This window comes from Rhizobium sp. NZLR11 (genome assembly GCF_019685115.1).
Lineage (GTDB): Bacteria > Pseudomonadota > Alphaproteobacteria > Rhizobiales > Rhizobiaceae > Rhizobium.
In genome coordinates this window covers 79955-96857 of sequence record NZ_JABDWD010000012.1, presented here as the reverse complement: position 1 = coordinate 96857, position 16903 = coordinate 79955, and the positions used below count along the sequence as shown (strand labels likewise).

The window sequence follows — 16903 nt, the reverse complement described above, 5'->3', positions numbered from 1 at the left end:
TTTGTGCATCTGACAATTTAATAGTCACATTATGCACATCTCTTGGCGATGCCTGAGAATTAGCCATCGCCGGAGCCGGATCGGTCCTTGGCGAAAGCGTTCACTGTGAGCCGACGACACGCCCAGCCAGGCGAAACGGGCTTGCAACCGCGGCACCTGCGGCGTCGAAGACGTAAGCGCCGACGTCACCAGCGGTCGAACGCCTGCCGCTCTCGAAGGAGGCGAGCTGCGCGCCGAACCTGGCGAGCGATGCGTAGCGGTCGTGCCCCAGCCCGTCGGACGCTTGGATCGACGTGATGTCGATGACCCGAAGCCTTTCCTTCACGGCAGCCTCCTCGACGACGGGATCGTCGATATCAAGGCGCCCGACGCGCGGCCGCTCTCCGGCGATGAAACTCGAGGCCACGAGCGCCCGGTCGTCCTTCGAAACGAGAAGCGATATCGGGATCGGCATCCGCCCGACGTCCTTCAGCTGGGCGCGGAAAACGTCGACATCGATGTCGGGGGCGGCAAGCAACACCGCCAGTTTGCCGATGACATCGTCGCGATGCTGCAGCTTGAGCTGGCGCACCGTTTCCATGACCAGAAACCCGCCCATGCTGTGTCCGAAAAGGACAATACGCTTCACCTTGCCCGAAGCCGAGAGCGACGTGACGAGCGAGGCGAGTTCGGTGCGCGAAGACAGGGCCGCATCGCGGTCGGCGACATAGCCGGCGACCGCCGCGGCCGAAGGCCAGGAGAACAGAATCGGGGCACCCGGTATATTCGCATCCGCGGCGATCTGCGCGGTGCGGTAAAGCGCCTCCTGGTAACTGTAGTTGTAGCCATGCACGAAGATGCCAACGGTGCCGTCGGCCTGCACGGAACCGAGCGCCTGTTGCACGAAGGCATCCTTCGGCAGTTGCTCGCGCTCGATGACGGCAAATTGCCGCTCGGGATCCGGCGTCGCGGTCGGATAGGTGATCGCGGTATCCTTTCGGTCGGGAGGAACCGAAAACTCATACTCCTCATAGGTGAGCGTCTCGGCCCATGCGCTGCCGAAACCGCCGCGCACTCTGTCGGGGGTTCGATTCGTGGCGGCGAGGACCCTCACCCGATCCGGGGCCTTCTCGCCATGAACCTGCTTGTTCAGCGAAACGGGCTTATCGAGATGCACGGGTTGCAGGACATCCGGCGATGGCCGCGTGGCGCAGCCGCCAAGCATCGCCAGGGCGATGCCAACGGTGATGGCCGCAGCGATGCTCGGCGGACCAGCAGGAGTTCCCTTCGACACCTCTCGGGAATGCCGCTCCGCCATCGATCCATTCTTCCAAAGGTCGCTGGCGGTCACGAGTGTGGTTTTGCCCATGTCGTCACTCGGAGTGCGATTCCTGCTCCCGCGTGGGATGGCAATCGCTTGTGCCATCCCACGCATTGCGTTCCAGTCCGTGTTGCAGCCACGGCGGCATGAAATAGCCACTAGCTTCCTCACGCCTCTGCCGCGGCACCGGCCTGGGCGCCTTCATCCCTCGGGATCCTGAACCACGCGACGTAGAGCGCCGGCAGGAACAGCAGGGTGAGCGCGGTTCCGACGACGATGCCGCCCATCATGGCGTAAGCCATCGGTCCCCAGAATATCTCGCGCGAGATCGGGATCAGCGCGAGGGTGGCGGCCGCTGCCGTCAGCATGATCGGCCGCATGCGATGTTCGGTCGCCTCGATGACGGCCTGCCAGGCCGGGACACCTTCGGCGCGCAGATGCTCTATCTGCACGACGAGGATGACGGAGTTGCGGATCAGGATGCCGATCAGCGCCAGCACGCCGAGGATGGCGACGAAGCCCATCGGCGCATGGCTCAGCAACAGCGCCGCAACCACACCGATTAGAGCCGTCGGAGCCACCGCAAAGACCAGGAACAGGCGGCTGAAGCTCTGCAGCTGGATCATCAGGATCGTCGCCATTACGAACAGCATCATCGGAGCGACCGCCGCGATCGGCCCTTGCGCCTCGGCGCTGGATTCGACCGCGCCGCCGATTTCCACCTTGTATCCCACGGGCAGGCTCTTCTGGAATTCTTCCACCTTCGGCTTCAACTGGTCGACGATCGTGGCCGGCTGCGTCGAGCCGATAACGGCTGCCTTGAGCGTGATGGTGGGCTGCCGGTCGCGACGCCAGATCGTCGGTTGCTCGAGCTCGTAGCGGAAATTGGCGACGGCTGAGAGCGGCACGACCTTGCCGTTGGAGGTGGAAAGTTGAAGGTTCTGCAGCGTCTGGATGGAACCGCGCTCCGATGCCCTGGCCCGCCCGATGACATTGACCAGGTAGATGTCGTCGCGGATCTGCGTCGCCGTCGAGCCTTCGACGATGCCGTTAAGGGCGGTGGCGATATCCTCGGAGGAGACGCCGAGTTGGCGCGCCTTGTCCTGCAGCACATCGACCTTGACGACGCGGGAGGGCTCGTTCCAGTCCAGGACCATGTTGGCGAGAAGCGGATGCGTACCGACGATGCCGGCAAATTGCTGGGAGATGTCACGCACCTTTTGGATATCGGGGCCGCTGACCCGGTACTGGACCGGCTTGCCCACCGGAGGGCCGATATCGAGGAGCTTGACGAAGGCGTCGGTGCCGGGAAAGGTTTTCGTCAGATAGCCCTGCAGGTCCGCCCGCACCTTGTCGCGCACGTCAAGCCCCTTGGTGACGATCACCGTCTGTCCGAACGAGACATCAGGCGTCTGCACATCGAAGGAGAGGATGAAGCGCGGCGCGCCCTGGCCGACATAAGTGGTCCAGTGATCGATGTCCTTGTTGCCGGCCAGCATCTCCTTTTCGAACTTGGCCATCTGCCTGTTGGTCTCGGCGATCGAGCTGTTGTGCGGCAGGTTCCAGTCGACGACGAGCTCGGTCCTGTCCGAGTTCGGGAAGAACTGCTGCTGCACCAGCCCCATGCCGACGACCGAGAGGCCGAACACGGCGACGGTGAGCGCGATGGTGATCCAGCGCCAGCCCATCGCCAGCCCCAGAAGCCAGGAGAAGAAGGAGGCGAAGCGGCCCTTCTTCTCGTGATGCGACTTCATGGTCTTCGGCAGGATGGTGACGCCGAGAAGCGGCGTGAACAGCACCGCCACGATCCAGGAGACAACCAGCGAAACCGCGATGACCACGAAAAGCGTGAAAGTGAATTCGCCTGCGGCGCTGTTGTTGAGACCAACGGGAATGAAGCCCGCGACGGTGACGAGCGTTCCCGTCAGCATCGGAAAAGCCGTCGATGTATAGACGTAAGTGGCGGCTTTCTTGAGATCGTCGCCCGCTTCCAGACGGGCCACCATCATCTCTACGGCAATCATGGCGTCGTCGACGAGCAGTCCGAGCGCAATGATGAGCGCGCCGAGCGAAATACGCTGCAGCGAGATGCCGGAATATTCCATCACCACGAAGGTGATGGCGAGCACAAGAGGGATGGAAATCGCCACCACCATGCCGGCGCGCAAGCCGAGGCTGATGAAACTGATGACAAGCACGATAGCGATCGCTTCGAAGAGCGCGCGGGTGAAGCCCGAAACCGCTTCGTCGACGACGGCCGGCTGATCGGAAACGCGGTGGACATCGACGCCGATCGGAAGATCGGCAACGATACGTTTCATCTGCGCGTCCAGCGCCTCGCCGAACTCCAGCAGATTGGCGCCCTGCTTCATGCCGATCGCAAGTCCGATCGCCGGTTCGCCATTGAAGCGGAACAGCGCCGACGGCGGATCGACATAACCGCGCTTGATCGTGGCGACGTCGGTCAGCGGAAAGAAGCGGTCGTTGATGCGAAGGTTGATCGACCGCAGGCTTTCCTCGGAGGTGAACTGTCCGCTCACCCGCAAGGCGATACGCTCCGGCCCGGCATCGACAAAGCCGGACTGGGTAACGGCGTTCTGCGCCTGCAGGGTGCTGATCACCGACTGCTGGTCGATGCCGAGTGCTGCGATCTGGCGCGTGGAGAATTCGAGGTAAATCGCTTCATCCTGAGCGCCGACCACATCGACCTTGCCGACATTGGGCACGGTCAGAACCTCGGAGCGGGCGTTTTCCACGAGGTCGCGAAGCTGCCGCTGGGTCAGCCCATCGCTCGTGAAGGCGTAGATGTTTCCGAACACGTCGCCGAAGCGATCGTTGAAGAAAGGTCCGACGACACCGCTCGGAAAATCTCCCTTAATGTCGGCGATCATGTTGCGGATGCGCAGCCAGGTCGGCGCGACATCCCCAGCCTTGGTGGTCGGCAGCAGTTCGACGAAGACGGTCGTCTGGCCAGCGACGGTCTCACTCTTGGTGTAGTCAAGCGACTCCAATTCCTGAAGCTTCTTTTCGATCCTGTCCGTCACCTGCCGCGTTATCTCTTCGGCGGAAGCGCCGGGCCACTGCGCCGTAATCACCATTGTCTTGATCGTGAAGTTCGGGTCTTCCTCGCGGCCGAGGTTCAAATAGGAGAAGGCGCCGGCGAGAATGAAGACGATCATGAAGTACCAGACGAGCGAACGGTGTTTGAGCGCCCAGTCGGAAAGGTTGAAGGACTTCACTGGCTGATCTCCTGGTCGATCCTGATGGCCTGGCCATCTTCAAGTTTATGCACGCCTGCCACGGCCACCCTGTCTCCGGGGGCAAGCCCCTCTGCGATGCGGACGCTGCCGCCTTCGACGACGTCGCCGTCAATCTTCACGCGGCGCAGCGATACCTTCTTGCCGGGCACGTCGACGATCCAGACGCTCGGGCCCTCGGCGCCGGCAAGGATTGCCGAAGACGGCAGCACGATCTCCGGATCGGCGGCAATGGTGGCCGAGGCTGATATAACGGCACCGAGCCTGAAGGCCTCCGGCGGATCGGTAAGCGCGATCTTCGTTCGGCTCGTGCGAGTGGAGGCGTCCGCCTCCGGCGCGATCTCGCGCACGACCCCTGACGCACGAATTGCGGGATCGAGCTGCAGCGTCACTTCGAAGGGCGCGCCGATCTTCAGTTTCTGGGCAGTGCCCTGCGGCACGTCGACCACGGCGTCGCGCTTGTCCGGCCGCGCGATGGTCACGACCGTCTGGCCGGCTGATACCACCTGCCCGACCTCGGCCGAGGCCGCCGTCACCACACCGTCGAATTCCGCGCGAAGCTGCGCATAGCCGAGCTGCTCATTGGCCTTGTCGAGATTGGCCTGCGCCTTGGCGACCGCGGCCGAGGCCGATCGTCTCGCCAGCTCGGCCTCTTCGAGCGAGGCTTCGGTACCGGAGCGCGATTCCACCAGCGCGCGCTGGCGCTGCTCGGTGGTCACCGCGTTCCTCAACTGGGCGTCGCTGTTTTCCACATCGGACTGGGAGCTGCGCACGGCAAGCTCCAGCGCCAGCGGATCGATGGCTGCGACGACATCGCCCTTCTTGACGACATCTCCGACATTGACGTTGCGGGCGATCATCCGCCCGAGAATCCTAAAGCCGAGCTCGGTCTCGAGCGTCGGCTCGACTGTACCGGTCAGGCTGAGACTGGTGGCAGGCGTCTGCGTGACTGTCATCGACAGCACGGGACGCGGCGCTTCTTCGTTGTTATCCTCTTGCCGCGTGCAGGAGGAGATCAGGGCCGTACCCATCATTAGTGCGACTATCTTGGGACGAATACTCACTTGGAAGCTTCCTTGACATAAGAAACGATTTCACCGGGCCTGAGGAACTTTGTTCCTTCAGTCACCACGACCTCTCCTGCCGACACGCCCGATTTCACGATAAAGCTGCCGGTCTCGTAGCCGGTGACATCGACGGCCCGCACAGAGACCTCTGACGATGCGGGATCGGCTATCCAGACGGCTGGCTTGCCGTCCTTGGCGGTCATTGCCGACCAGGGAAGCTGGATGACGTCCTGGGAGACGTAGTTGAATCTTCCGACGACGGGAGCGCCCAGCGGAATGGGAGCGTCGCTCGAGATCGCGACCTTGACCTTGATGGTGCCGGTGGAGGAATCGATCGTCGGCGAAATCTCGCGAACCTTCGCCGTGATCTTTTGTGTCGGGTCCGAAAGGAGGGCCACGGTCCCGTCGCCTGCGATCGGGCGCAGGAAGGCGCTTTCGACCACCTCGAAGACGGCGTCCCGGTCGCCGTCATGAGCAAGGGTGAAGACGACCTGAGCGGCCTGCGCCACCTGCCCGACCTCGGCATTGCGGGCGGTGATCACCCCGTCGACGTCCGCCTTCAGCTCGGTGTAGGACAGGGTGTCCTGGGCGGTTTCGAAAAGCGCCTGCGCCGACTTCGTCGATGCCCGGGCCGTCAGAAGCGCCTCCTGCGCCTGATCGAGCGCAGCGCGGGTCGTCACCTGCGTTCGAAACAGGCTCTGCTGGCGATCGAATGCCAGCTGCGCCTGGGTCTGCTGCGCTTGCGCCGACTGAAGATTGGCCGCCGCCACGTCCAGATCGGCCTTCTGCTCTTCCGGATCGATGCGGGCCAAAAGCTGACCCGCCTTCACGGACTGCCCGATTTCCACCAGCCGTTCGACGATCTTGCCGCTGACGCGGAAGGACAGATCGGTCTGAACGCGGGCGCGGACTTCTCCCGTGATCGCACCGCCCTGGACCAGCGGCTCAGGCTTGGCGACGACAACACCGACCTGCCGCGGGGTTGGTCCGGCCGGTCGGCTGTCATCACTGCATGACCCGAGACCGATGGCGCATACGATCGCTGCGGCGACCTGAATGGTTCTCATAATAGACCTCTTGCTCTCAACGGCAGCTCCTATATAATTGACTGACGCATTAGTCAATGAAACTTTGCGCCGGAGGGAACGAGGGCGCGCACGACAAAGGAAGGCGAGAAAAATGGCAGCTCAGAAGAAACTCACACGCGCAGAACAGAAAGCGCTGCGACCCATCCAGATCCTGGATGCCGCTTTCGAGGAATTCGTCAGAAGCGGTTTTGCCGGAACGAGGGTCGAAGACATCGCCGAGCGGGTCGGCGTCACCAAGGGCACGGTCTACGTCTATTTCGAAACCAAGGAAAAGCTATTCGAAGCGATGATCAACCACTTCTCCGTGCCGTTTCAGGAACTGGTCGTGATCGCCGATCGGCTCAGCGGCAGCGCTACCGACAGACTGGTTTCAATTCTGGGACTCTTCTACGAGCAAATTCCCGAGGACCGCGCGACGCGCGAGTTAACGCGACTCGTCATTTCGGAGGGACAGCGCTTTCCCGACCTGATCGATCGCCACCACGATCAGTTCATTGCGCCGATCATCGCCAAGATCGACGCTCTCATTCTGGAGGGCATGGCCTCGGGGGAGTTTCGTCAGGTTCCGGTGGAATTTTCCGACATCGTGGTCGCGCCCATCCTGACGACGACGGTTCTGCGACTGATATTCGACGACCGCCGCGTGCCCACTCCCAACAAGGAGGCCTTCCTGCGGACCTATTTCGACCTGCTGTTCAACGGCTTGCTCGCCAAGCCTCACTGATGGTTCCAGCGCCCGCGATCATCGCTCATTTGCGGCAGCGCTGCGGCCGGTTTTCGCCGAAAGAGGAAAAATAGGCTGCAGCGCACGTAGATTTTCTGAAGTTTTTATGTGAAAACATCGAGTTAGCTTGTGCCTTCGAAGGCACGACCTCAATTCGCGACGGAATAAAGTGGAACGCAAAGTCAATCTCAAGGATGTCGCGCGCGACGCTGATGTATCGCTGAGCACGGCCTCGCACGCTCTGAACGGAACCGCGCCGCTGACGATAGAAGTGCGCGAACGGGTTCTGGATTCGGCCAAACGCTTGGGTTACCTCGACCGCCGGCGAAAGAAGGCGACGATTGCGGCGCTGCGCGTTCTGCTTCTCGCCATTCCCGATGATGCCGCGCCGGAGAGCGACCTTAACCTAGTGAGCTGGACGATCCTCAACGGTCTTCGAAGGGAGTGCGAGCGTCGCGGCATCCGGATCGTACCCTTCGTCAGCACCGGACGGCGCATCGACGGCGCTCATGTCAGGCAGATCGCGCTTTCGGAGCGTGCCGACGGCATCGTGGTCCTGAACGACGATCAGCCGGAACTCATCCGCAGCCTCGCCTCCCCTGACATGCCGGTCGTCATCGTCAACGGCGAGGATCCCGCTATGCTGGTCGATACGGTGACACCCGAAAACCGCTTCGGAGCAAGGCTCGGCATCGCGCACTTGCTGGCGCTCGGGCATCGCCGCATCCTGCACCTGACCTGGAAGGGCCGCACGACGATCCAGCGGAGATATGACGGCTTTTCCGATGCCTATTTCGCCGCCCAGCTTCCCGTGCCGGACGATATGATTCTGGAGGCCGAGGGATATGAGCCGAGACACGGCGAGGCTGCCATCAATGCGTTGCTCGACCGCGATCCTACGCTGAAAGGGGCGACCGCCGTCTTCTGCGCGGCCGACAATCTGGCGCTCGGCTGCCTGAAGGCATTGGCCGATCGCGACATAGGCGTGCCGGAAGCGATCTCTGTGCTGGGCTTCGACGATATCGTCCCCGGCGAATTCAGCCGTCCGCCGCTTTCAACGGTCAGCGTTCCTACCGACAAGCTCGGCGCCGCCGCACTGGCACTCATCGAACAAAGGCTGATCGCCAACGACCCGCAGCGCCCGGCCCATCGCCTGGAACTCGGATGCCATCTCGTCCTGCGCCGCAGCGTCGCGCCGCCGCGTCAAGAACCTGTCGGAAGGCCTCAGAATCCCAAAGGCTTGAATTAACGCAAACGCTCTGCCCGCAGTCGCGTATCCCGCGGGCTCTCGCCAAAGGTGCCGCGGTAGATGATGGAAAACCTGCCCGCATGCGCAAAACCCCATATCGCGCAGATCTCGCGGACGGATCGTTGGTTTGTTGGATCCCGCAGTTGTTCGCGGGCTGCCTGCAGCCGGATGGAGCGCAGATAACAGGCCGGAGAAGTCCCCCTGAAAGCTTTGAATCCCGTCTGCAGCGCGCGAAGTGAAACGCCGACATTATCCGCAACCATCGCCATGGTGAGAGGCTCGGCGATCTTGGCATGCATATAGTCGATGGCCCGTCGGACATGCCAAGGCGCAACCAGCGATATTTTCTTTTTTTCCATTTGACCTGAAAGGCGGTGGTGGCCAAATCGGATCACGAGGTGAGCGAGGGTCTCGCTCATCGTCGCCATGGCGAGAGGGGAGGACAAAAGCGGACCGCCGTTGCGCATACCCTGGACGATTGTCTGTACCAGATTGCCGATAAGCTGGCCCGACTGTGTCGCAAGATCCAGAACGGGCTCAAGGTCGAGCGACTCGGAGAGCGGTGTTTCCATAAGTGAAACGAGCATTCGCTTCACGACTCCCCAGTCGAGGAAGAGTACATCCGAAGTGTGCGGACCTTGGACGAAACGATCATCGGCCTCATGATTATTGGCCATGAGAAGGTGACCCGCTCCACTTTCAACCGACCTTTTTCCAATGGACACCCGAAAGGATCCGGTATGCGGAAGGTAGAAGGCAAGGTGTTGCGGCGTCTCATTGAGCGTTCGAACTGTCCAAGAACTTTGAAAGACGGAGTGAAGAACCGTAAATCCATTGCCTCTTCTCAAGTCTGCCGCCCAGGGGAAGATTCGATCGTTGCCTAGCGGCTGTGCGGCGAAAACCCCATAACCCGCCGACAGTGTTTGAACCATCGACTCGAAGTCGCGGCCTTGATGCATCGGTGCGAACCCATAATTCTCGCGCTCAGGAGCGCGCGCCGTATTCTCGTATCGCGAGGAAATCATGTTGCTCGATCCTCTCTTTCAGCACCCGCCTGCCGCAAGGCCGAGCGTTCCATCTCGCTCGAGCTTGCAGTGATGGCGAATGGGTTCCTCCAAACGCACGGACCCGCTCTTCGAGTCCCTGAAATGCACTCATCTCGGCTGGCTTGGCCAATCTTGATGAGGTAAGCAAGCTCGGCAAACAGGGGATCGAATCCCCTCATTTGACAGAAGCAACATGCACCTGCAATCTGCTTCACACTCACAGTGTAAATCAAAACGAACTGCAAATGAAGTATGATCCGCTAAAACATGTTGCCGCGCATTTTTTGCGAGATGCACAACCGGCCCGAGTGGCGTCCCGCAACGAACGGGACCTCTTGCGGCTGATCTGGAAATCCCCAGGGATCGAGCGCTCCGACCTGACCGAGCCGCTCGATCTCACCCAGCAATCCCTGCACAGGATCGTCGCACGGCTTCATGAGCGAGGAATGATCGTCTTTTCGCATTCTGAAGGCCGACGGTCAGGTCCGCCCAGCCCGGAGCTGACCCTTCGAAAGGACTGGTGTCTGACACTTGGAATCTCCGTCAACGTCGGCTCGATCGGCCTTTGCCTCATGGGCTTTGGGGAACCATTGGAAAACTTGGAAATCCAGCAGGCGGGCACTTCGCTGTCGGCTGAGCTGGAACAGATCGAAGCGGCGGTCGAAGACATTCTGGCTCGCCGGGGCGCCAAACGCCGCGACATTCTCGGCGTCGGCCTGGCGGTCGCCGGCCACCGTATGCTGGAAACGGCCTTCAATTGTCCTCTGCCGCTCGCTCATTGGTCATTGATCGACCTAGCGCCTTTGCTTGGGAAGCAGCTCGGCTTGCCGGTCTGGGCAGACAATGCCACCAGGACCGCAGCTTTGGCGGAAGCGATCTTCGGCGTTGGCCGTGATGCCGCGGATTTCGCTTATATCGCTCATCTTCATGGCTATGGCGGCGGCCTGGTTTCCGGGGGCATGCCGTTTCGCGGCAGTTTCGGTAACGCCGGTGAATTCTCCGTTCTCTTCGCGCGTCAGGATTACGGCGACCGTCCTGCACTCGGCCAATTGCTTGAATACCTACGCAGCAAAGGTCGCTCCGACTTGACCCTCAAGGATCTGAAGAACGAAAACCTGGTGGATTGGGATGGCGTTCGCGAATGGGTCGACCGCGTCACTCCGGCCCACAATCGCGCCATCAATGCGATCAGCGCGATATTCGACCCGGCACTGATCGTCCTTGGCGGCGAGCTTCCGCATTCACTCGCGAGAATGCTTATCGAACGGACCGAATTCAACAATCTGCCTCGGCACGGCGTGTTGCGCGACGTTCCCAGCCTTGCGGTGGCACAGATCATCGATGCCCCAGGCGCAATCGGCGCGGCCTTGATCCCGCTGTTTGAAACTGTTTTGTGATACCTTTGCCAGCAGTGCCTGGATGACGCAGACCTTCGGAACCATGACCAAACCAACGGCCAAAGCGCACCGCATGAATCACGTTCGATGCGACACGCTTCAGCCGGGAGGTACGGGTATGGTTCTTCGATGTTGGGCGCAGGTCTATTTCCACGCCTCGCCCTTCACTTCATCCCTGTTCCGGCGATGCCGGTGGTGATGTATTTCTGCAGGAACAGGAACACGATAGTGACAGGCAGCAGACTGAGGAAGGTCATCGCCAGGATATAGTGCCACTGCACCGAGAACTCTCCCTGAAATGCGTTGAGACCGACCTGCAGCGTGAAATTCTCGCGGCTGTTGAGGACGATGAGCGGCCAGAGGAAATCGTTCCAGCGCCAGAGCACCGAAAAGATCGCCAGCACTGCCAGCGCCGGCGCCGTCAGCGGCAGGATGATGCGCCAGAAAATGCAGAATTCGCTCGCCGCGTCGACGCGCGCCGCCTCGATCAGCTCATCGGGTATGGTCAGCATATATTGCCGCAGCAGGAAGACGGCCGTCGGAGAGGCGACTGTCGGCAGGATGACACCCCAGAGGTTGTCGGCAAGCCCGACCCCGACGATGACGAGATAGGCCGGAACCATGACGACGGCGAGCGGGATCATCAAGGTTGAAATGATGATGACGAAAACAGTTGTGTCGCCACGAAATTTGTATTTCGACAGCGCAAAAGCCGCCATCGCATTGACGACGAGGGTCAGCAGCGTCGCAACCACCGTGACGAACACCGAATTCTTGAGGAAGGTCAGGAAGTTGAAGCGCGTCAGCGGATCGGTGTAGTTCTCGGTGGCAATAGTCAGATGCTGCACCGGCGTCATCCCCTTCACGTCGACGCTGACCGGTGGTCCCGGATTTGCCGGATCGACCACTTGCGCCTTGAGGCCGATGCGCCGCACCATGGCCATTTCGCGCTGCTGACCGTCGATAGTGACCTGCCAGAGACTGAGCGGCTTGTCGAAGCCGGGCACCGTCTGCTCCACGGCGGCGCGCGGAAGCAACGTCGGCGGAAAACGGGTGATCTCGGCCGCCGGCTTCAGCGAAGAGAGGCCCGCCCAGACGACGGGAACGAGCACCGCCAGCGTTCCACCGATCAGCCAGACCCATGACAGAATATCGGTGATGTCTATGCGTCCGGCCCGGCGCGTGCGCGTCATGAAGCTGATCGGGTTCATAGAGCTGGTCATCTCAGGACTCCATTCGCTTGCCGAGGCGCAGCTGTATGAGGGTGAGAACCAGAAGCACCAGTCCCATGAGAACCGATGCGGCCGACGCAAGTCCGAAGAGGCGAAGGTCGCTGCTGAACGCCATCTGGTAGATGTATTGGACGATGAAGCTGTTGGCCGTGCCCGGGCCACCGCCGTTGGTCAGAACCCACGCCTCATCGAAGATTTGCACGGATTTGATCATCAGAAGGATGAAGACGACCAGCAGGTTCGGGGCCAACAGCGGAAGCGTGATCCTGAAAAGCGTGCGGCGCGGCGAAGCGGCGTCGATGGAGGCTGCTTCGTAGAGTTCCTTCGGGATCGCCTGGAGGCCGGCGAGCAGGATGAGCGTGTAAAAGCCCATATGGAACCAGACCGACACCACGACGACGAAGAAACGCGACCAGCCGACATCCAGCAGGAAAATCTCCGGGGGAACGCCGATCATCTGAAAGAAGGCGTTCAGCAGCCCGTTGCGATCGAGGAACCATTTCCAGATCAGGCCGATGACGACGGGCGACAGCAAGACGGGATAGAAGAACATCGCCCTGAAGAAGCCGCGCGCAAAAATCGCCCGGTTGAGGATCAGCGCGGTGATCAGCGCCACCAGCAATGTGGCGACGACGTTGAACGACACGAACCAGAGCGTATTCCACACCGCCGTCCAGAACAGCGATTCCTGGCAGGTTCCCGGCTGCAGGTAATTGCCGCAGGAAAGCAGCGTCCGGAAATTGTCCAGGCCGACGAAGGGCCGCTCCGACACGAAAAGATTGGTGCCGCCGGTGAAGGCGTAACCCACTGCAATCGCGATCGGAAGGAACGTGAAGATCGCGAACAGAACGAGGTTCGGCGCCAGGAACAGCCATGGCATGCGCTTGCGGCCGAAGATGCGTTCAATCACATTAATCGGGGCTTCGACCACCCTCATTGCCGTTTCTCCTGTCTGCGACAGCAATGCACCTGCTTTGAGCGCCGCCATCTTCAGCGTCTCCCCTGTCCGGGCCGCCGGCCAAAGGCCAGGCCGCTTTCGGGATCGAACAGATGAACCCGTTCCGGAGCGGCGTCGATCGAGATCAGGTCGCCTTGCGTGGGCGCGAAATGGCCGGCCTCATGAATGATGATCTGCTCGTCGTGGCCGGCAAGGTTGCCGTAGACATAGGTCTCGGTGCCGAGGCCCTCGTGATACTGGACGACGAATGGCAGTCCTTGCTCTCCGACGCGTGAAAAATGCGCAGGCCTTATACCGGCAAGAACGGCCTGCCCGACCGCGATGCCGGCAGGGTCGACATCGCTGACGATCTTGCCGCCGTTGTCGACATCGATGGCCACACCGCTTTCACCGATAGCCGAGACCTTGCCCCTGATGATGTTCATGCGCGGTGAGCCGAGGAAGCCGGCGACGAAGAGATTGCGCGGGTTGTCGAAGAGTTCCAGCGGCGCGCCGACCTGCTCGACCCGCCCGGCGCGCAGCACGACGATCTTGTCGGCCATCGTCATCGCCTCGACCTGGTCATGCGTCACATAGACCATCGTCGTCTTGATCTCGCGGTGGAGCTTGGTGATCTCAGCCCGGGTCTGGACGCGCAGCGCCGCGTCGAGATTCGACAACGGCTCGTCGAAGAGAAAAATATCCGGTTCGCGCACGATGGCCCGGCCGATGGCAACACGTTGGCGCTGGCCGCCCGAAAGTTGCTTCGGGCGCCGGTCGAGATAGGGTTCGATCGCCAGCATCCTGGCGGCCTCGGCAATGCGCGCCTCGATCTCGGCGCGCTTGAACTTCAGATTTTCAAGGCCGAAAGCGAGGTTCTTGCGAACGCTCATATGCGGATAGAGCGCGTAGGACTGGAAGACCATGGCGATCTTGCGCTCGGCCGGCGAGAGTGCGCTGACGTCCCGGCCTCCGATCGCGATTGCCCCCGACGTGACCTCTTCGAGGCCAGCGATGACGCGCAAAAGGGTCGACTTGCCGCATCCCGACGGACCGACGAAGACAACGAACTCGCCGTCCTTGATATCGAGTTCGACGTCGTGCAGGACTTTGACCGAGCCATACGATTTGTTGACGTTGGAAAGTTTCAGTTCTGCCATGCCCCACTCCCATCGGGTGCCGCCGTTTCGAAGACGACGTCAATTGCGTTCCAGCCTTGCGGCAGCGGTGTCGGCCTCGTGATCCGCACCTCGTTCATCAATATCCCGGCAACCCCCGCCACATAGATGGCCGGCATTCCGTCCGGATAATTCTCAAGACCGATCACCCGCCCGTCCGAGCCGCGCGTCCAGGCATTTGCGCGGCCACCGCCGTCGACCTTCGGGGCAAGATCGGCACTGGTCGGGCGCAGGTCGTAGGATTGAGCGGTGCCGAGTTGCCCCGGCCGCTGTTCTAGGCCGATGCGTCTCAGCGATACGTTGCGGATGCCGGCCGGTGCGGCCGCAATGACGGTGATCGCCCCTTGCATCTGCCCGCTGACGTCCTCGACGATGAGGTTCCCGATGGCGCCCGCAGGGCGCTCGGTGACACGGTCGACGACATTAACGGTCAGCGCCTCCCCGGATCCCCAGAACCCATCGGGCGTTTCGCGGCACTCTACCGCGATCCGCGAAAACCGGACGTTCGATATCCGGCCGCCGTCGCGCGAAAATATGCCGAGCGCCCGGTTGGATGATGAGACACTGCAATCCTCGAAAGCGACATTGGTGATGTCGCCATGGGTTTCCGTGCCGATCTTCAGCGCGCAGCTGAGGCTCTGAACCGAGCAGCGGCGGACAAGGATATTTTCGCATCGGCCGATCGCTACACCATCAGGACCGATACTGGTCTTCAGGCAGATGCCGTCATCGGCCGTCGATATCGTGCAGTCCTCGATGACGGCGCCGCGGCAGGCGTCGAGCACGATGCCGTCCGTATTGGGAAGGCGGCGGTCGTTGTCGATCGTCACGTTCCGGACTCTGACATCGGTGCAATCGACAAAATGCAGCGTCCACATAGGCGAGCGGCTGATATGCAGCGCGTTGATCTCGACCTCGTCGCAGCTCTCGAAGACGACGACGCGGGGACGGAATTCGGCGGGGGTGAAAGTTCCCACCGTCTCGTCATCTCCGATGATGAAGCTGTCGCCGCCGGCTTCGATACGCCCTTCCCCCGTCAGGCTGATCCGCTGCGCGCCCTTGGCGACGATCATGCCACGGTCCGACTTCTCGGCGATCACCGAAACAATCGTATGCGCGTAGGCGCTATAATCCGGAACGGGACGCAGGATCGCGCCGGCGGCGAGATGAAGATCGACACCGGAGCGAAGGCGGAGCCCCCGGCAGATGTGGATGCCTGCAAGCAGTTCCAGCCGTCCGCCGCCGGAAGCCGATAGAGCATCGATCGCCGCCTGAAGGCGGGCCGTGTTGTCGCCATCGACCGCCTCAATCGCGACGAGAGATACAGCGCTCATTGGCGACGACCGTTTTCGAGGATGACTTCGGTCAGCAGCAGCATGGTCAGCGCCTGGCCGTAAGGCGTCGGCACGTTCGGGATGCGCCGGTAGAAATCGAGGTCATGGCCCATCGGCGTGCCGTCCGAGACGCCGTGAACGATGCCTTCTTCGTCGATCTGCGCCAGCACCGCCGCAAGCGCGCGCTCCGCATAAGCCTTATCGCTATCGTCGAGAATGCCGGCATCGACGGCGCGCAATATGCCATAGGCAATGCCAGCCGTGGCCGAGGTTTCCAGCGGCGACCAGGGGTCGTCCAGAAGGGTCGTGAACATCCCGTCCGGCCTCTGGTACTCCTTCAGCGAGCGCACCTGGCTGACGAGAACGTTCGAAAGGAACCGCCGGTCCTTTTCGCCAAGCGTCGGAACCAGATCGAAGAGCTCGGGAATGGCGACGGTGATCCAGGCATTGCCGCGCGCCCAGAAGGCATTGGCGAAATTGTGCCGGCCGTTGAAGGTCCAGCCGTGATACCAGAGACCGCTCACCGGATCGGAGAGGTAGCGGGTGTGGATCACGAACTGATAGACGGCCTCGTCGATCCAATCGTTGCGCTCGCAGAGCACGCCGGCTCGGGCGAGAAACAGGCAGGCCATGAACAGCGTATCGTCCCACAATTCGCCGTCGTTGAGGCGCTCCTTGACGACGTGCTGAAAGCCGCCCTCCTCGGTCTTCGGCAATTCCTTGACCAGCCAATCGGCCCAGTCCTCGACGAGCGCGCGAAAATCCGGACGGTCGACATGCTGGACGAGGATCGCCAGCGGCAGCATCGGCGCCGTGCTGTTGATCTGGCGCGGCGGCAGACCGCGTTCGATCTGGCCGGCATACCAGGCGACGAGCTCCTCCAGCGCCTTCCGGTCATTGGTGGATATGGCCCGCCGCAGGAAGCCGTAGAGGCCGACGCCGACTTCCCAGTCCCATTCGTCGAACTGGATCCCGGAGGTGGAGCTTCCGGTCACCAGACCTTCCTTGATGCCTCTGAGCCGGCTGAAAGCCGTCGCCACCCGATCGATCGTCGTCAGGAGGGCGGCGTTGTCGACAGATGTAGTGTTCATGCG

13 protein-coding genes are annotated in these 16903 nt (G+C 61.6%); 3 read left to right on the top strand and 10 right to left on the bottom strand.

What is annotated here, in order from left to right:
* Positions 1-100 precede the first annotated feature (100 nt).
* From HJB83_RS20860 to HJB83_RS20845, 4 genes are all read right to left on the bottom strand, one after another.
* Entirely contained in the window at positions 101-1204 is a 1104-nt protein-coding gene (locus tag HJB83_RS20860) for an alpha/beta hydrolase (RefSeq protein ID WP_259671003.1), read from the bottom strand.
* 263 nt (positions 1205-1467) lie between these two features.
* A complete protein-coding gene (locus tag HJB83_RS20855) occupies positions 1468-4539 on the bottom strand; it encodes an efflux RND transporter permease subunit (protein ID WP_221115099.1) in 3072 nt (1023 codons plus the stop codon).
* Positions 4536-5621 (bottom strand): efflux RND transporter periplasmic adaptor subunit, encoded by a 1086-nt coding sequence (locus HJB83_RS20850; protein ID WP_221132539.1) that lies wholly within the window; start codon positions 5619-5621, stop codon positions 4536-4538. Before HJB83_RS20850 ends, HJB83_RS20855 begins: the two co-directional genes overlap by 4 nt.
* Entirely contained in the window at positions 5618-6691 is a 1074-nt protein-coding gene (locus tag HJB83_RS20845; protein ID WP_207584686.1) for an efflux RND transporter periplasmic adaptor subunit, read from the bottom strand. The genes HJB83_RS20850 and HJB83_RS20845 overlap by 4 nt, the downstream gene beginning before the upstream one ends.
* A 112-nt stretch (positions 6692-6803) precedes the next feature.
* On the opposite strand from HJB83_RS20845, the gene HJB83_RS20840 reads away from it, so the two are divergent.
* Both HJB83_RS20840 and HJB83_RS20835 read left to right on the top strand, forming a co-directional pair.
* Positions 6804-7436, top strand: coding sequence for a TetR/AcrR family transcriptional regulator (locus HJB83_RS20840; RefSeq protein ID WP_207584685.1), 633 nt, complete (start codon positions 6804-6806; stop codon positions 7434-7436).
* A gap of 169 nt (positions 7437-7605) precedes the next feature.
* A complete protein-coding gene (locus tag HJB83_RS20835; RefSeq protein WP_207584684.1) occupies positions 7606-8685 on the top strand; it encodes a LacI family DNA-binding transcriptional regulator in 1080 nt (359 codons plus the stop codon).
* Here the strand turns inward: HJB83_RS20835 and HJB83_RS20830 are convergent.
* On the bottom strand, positions 8682-9710 hold the full coding sequence (locus HJB83_RS20830) for an AraC family transcriptional regulator (RefSeq protein ID WP_207584683.1): 1029 nt from the start codon (positions 9708-9710) through the stop codon (positions 8682-8684). The two genes, HJB83_RS20835 and HJB83_RS20830, sit on opposite strands and share 4 nt — an antisense overlap.
* A 266-nt stretch (positions 9711-9976) precedes the next feature.
* Between HJB83_RS20830 and HJB83_RS20825 the strand changes: the two genes are divergently transcribed.
* Complete coding sequence (locus HJB83_RS20825; protein WP_221132582.1) at positions 9977-11128, top strand: ROK family transcriptional regulator; 1152 nt, start codon at positions 9977-9979, stop codon at positions 11126-11128.
* A gap of 164 nt (positions 11129-11292) precedes the next feature.
* On the opposite strand, the gene HJB83_RS20820 is transcribed toward HJB83_RS20825, so the two are convergent.
* The 5 genes from HJB83_RS20820 to HJB83_RS20800 are packed head-to-tail and all read right to left on the bottom strand — an operon-like array spanning position 11293 to position 16900.
* Complete coding sequence (locus HJB83_RS20820) at positions 11293-12339, bottom strand: carbohydrate ABC transporter permease (RefSeq protein ID WP_221115175.1); 1047 nt, start codon at positions 12337-12339, stop codon at positions 11293-11295.
* Between the two features lie 13 nt (positions 12340-12352).
* The gene (locus HJB83_RS20815; protein WP_221115101.1) at positions 12353-13348 is read right to left on the bottom strand and encodes a carbohydrate ABC transporter permease; all 996 of its coding nucleotides are present in this window, start codon (positions 13346-13348) and stop codon (positions 12353-12355) included.
* Positions 13349-13350: 2 nt separating this feature from the next.
* Positions 13351-14457, bottom strand: a complete 1107-nt coding sequence (locus HJB83_RS20810) for an ABC transporter ATP-binding protein (protein WP_221115102.1) — start codon at positions 14455-14457, stop codon at positions 13351-13353.
* The gene (locus HJB83_RS20805; protein WP_221132538.1) at positions 14445-15809 is read right to left on the bottom strand and encodes a glycoside hydrolase family 28 protein; all 1365 of its coding nucleotides are present in this window, start codon (positions 15807-15809) and stop codon (positions 14445-14447) included. Before HJB83_RS20805 ends, HJB83_RS20810 begins: the two co-directional genes overlap by 13 nt.
* A complete protein-coding gene (locus tag HJB83_RS20800; RefSeq protein ID WP_207584679.1) occupies positions 15806-16900 on the bottom strand; it encodes a glycoside hydrolase family 105 protein in 1095 nt (364 codons plus the stop codon). The genes HJB83_RS20805 and HJB83_RS20800 overlap by 4 nt, the downstream gene beginning before the upstream one ends.
* Between the last annotated feature and the right edge of the window lie 3 nt (positions 16901-16903).

What these genes read in the sequence shown, in the direction of transcription:
- HJB83_RS20860 (WP_259671003.1), bottom strand. Translation starts at nt 1,204, where the DNA reads ATGCTTGGCGGCTGCGCCACGCGGCCATCGCCGGATGTCCTGCAACCC.
- HJB83_RS20845 (WP_207584686.1), bottom strand. Translation starts at nt 6,691, where the DNA reads ATGAGAACCATTCAGGTCGCCGCAGCGATCGTATGCGCCATCGGTCTC.
- HJB83_RS20840 (WP_207584685.1), top strand. Translation starts at nt 6,804, where the DNA reads ATGGCAGCTCAGAAGAAACTCACACGCGCAGAACAGAAAGCGCTGCGA.
- HJB83_RS20830 (WP_207584683.1), bottom strand. Translation starts at nt 9,710, where the DNA reads ATGATTTCCTCGCGATACGAGAATACGGCGCGCGCTCCTGAGCGCGAG.
- HJB83_RS20825 (WP_221132582.1), top strand. Translation starts at nt 9,977, where the DNA reads ATGAAGTATGATCCGCTAAAACATGTTGCCGCGCATTTTTTGCGAGAT.
- HJB83_RS20820 (WP_221115175.1), bottom strand. Translation starts at nt 12,339, where the DNA reads ATGAACCCGATCAGCTTCATGACGCGCACGCGCCGGGCCGGACGCATA.
- HJB83_RS20815 (WP_221115101.1), bottom strand. Translation starts at nt 13,348, where the DNA reads ATGGCGGCGCTCAAAGCAGGTGCATTGCTGTCGCAGACAGGAGAAACG.
- HJB83_RS20810 (WP_221115102.1), bottom strand. Translation starts at nt 14,457, where the DNA reads ATGGCAGAACTGAAACTTTCCAACGTCAACAAATCGTATGGCTCGGTC.
- HJB83_RS20805 (WP_221132538.1), bottom strand. Translation starts at nt 15,809, where the DNA reads ATGAGCGCTGTATCTCTCGTCGCGATTGAGGCGGTCGATGGCGACAAC.
- HJB83_RS20800 (WP_207584679.1), bottom strand. Translation starts at nt 16,900, where the DNA reads ATGAACACTACATCTGTCGACAACGCCGCCCTCCTGACGACGATCGAT.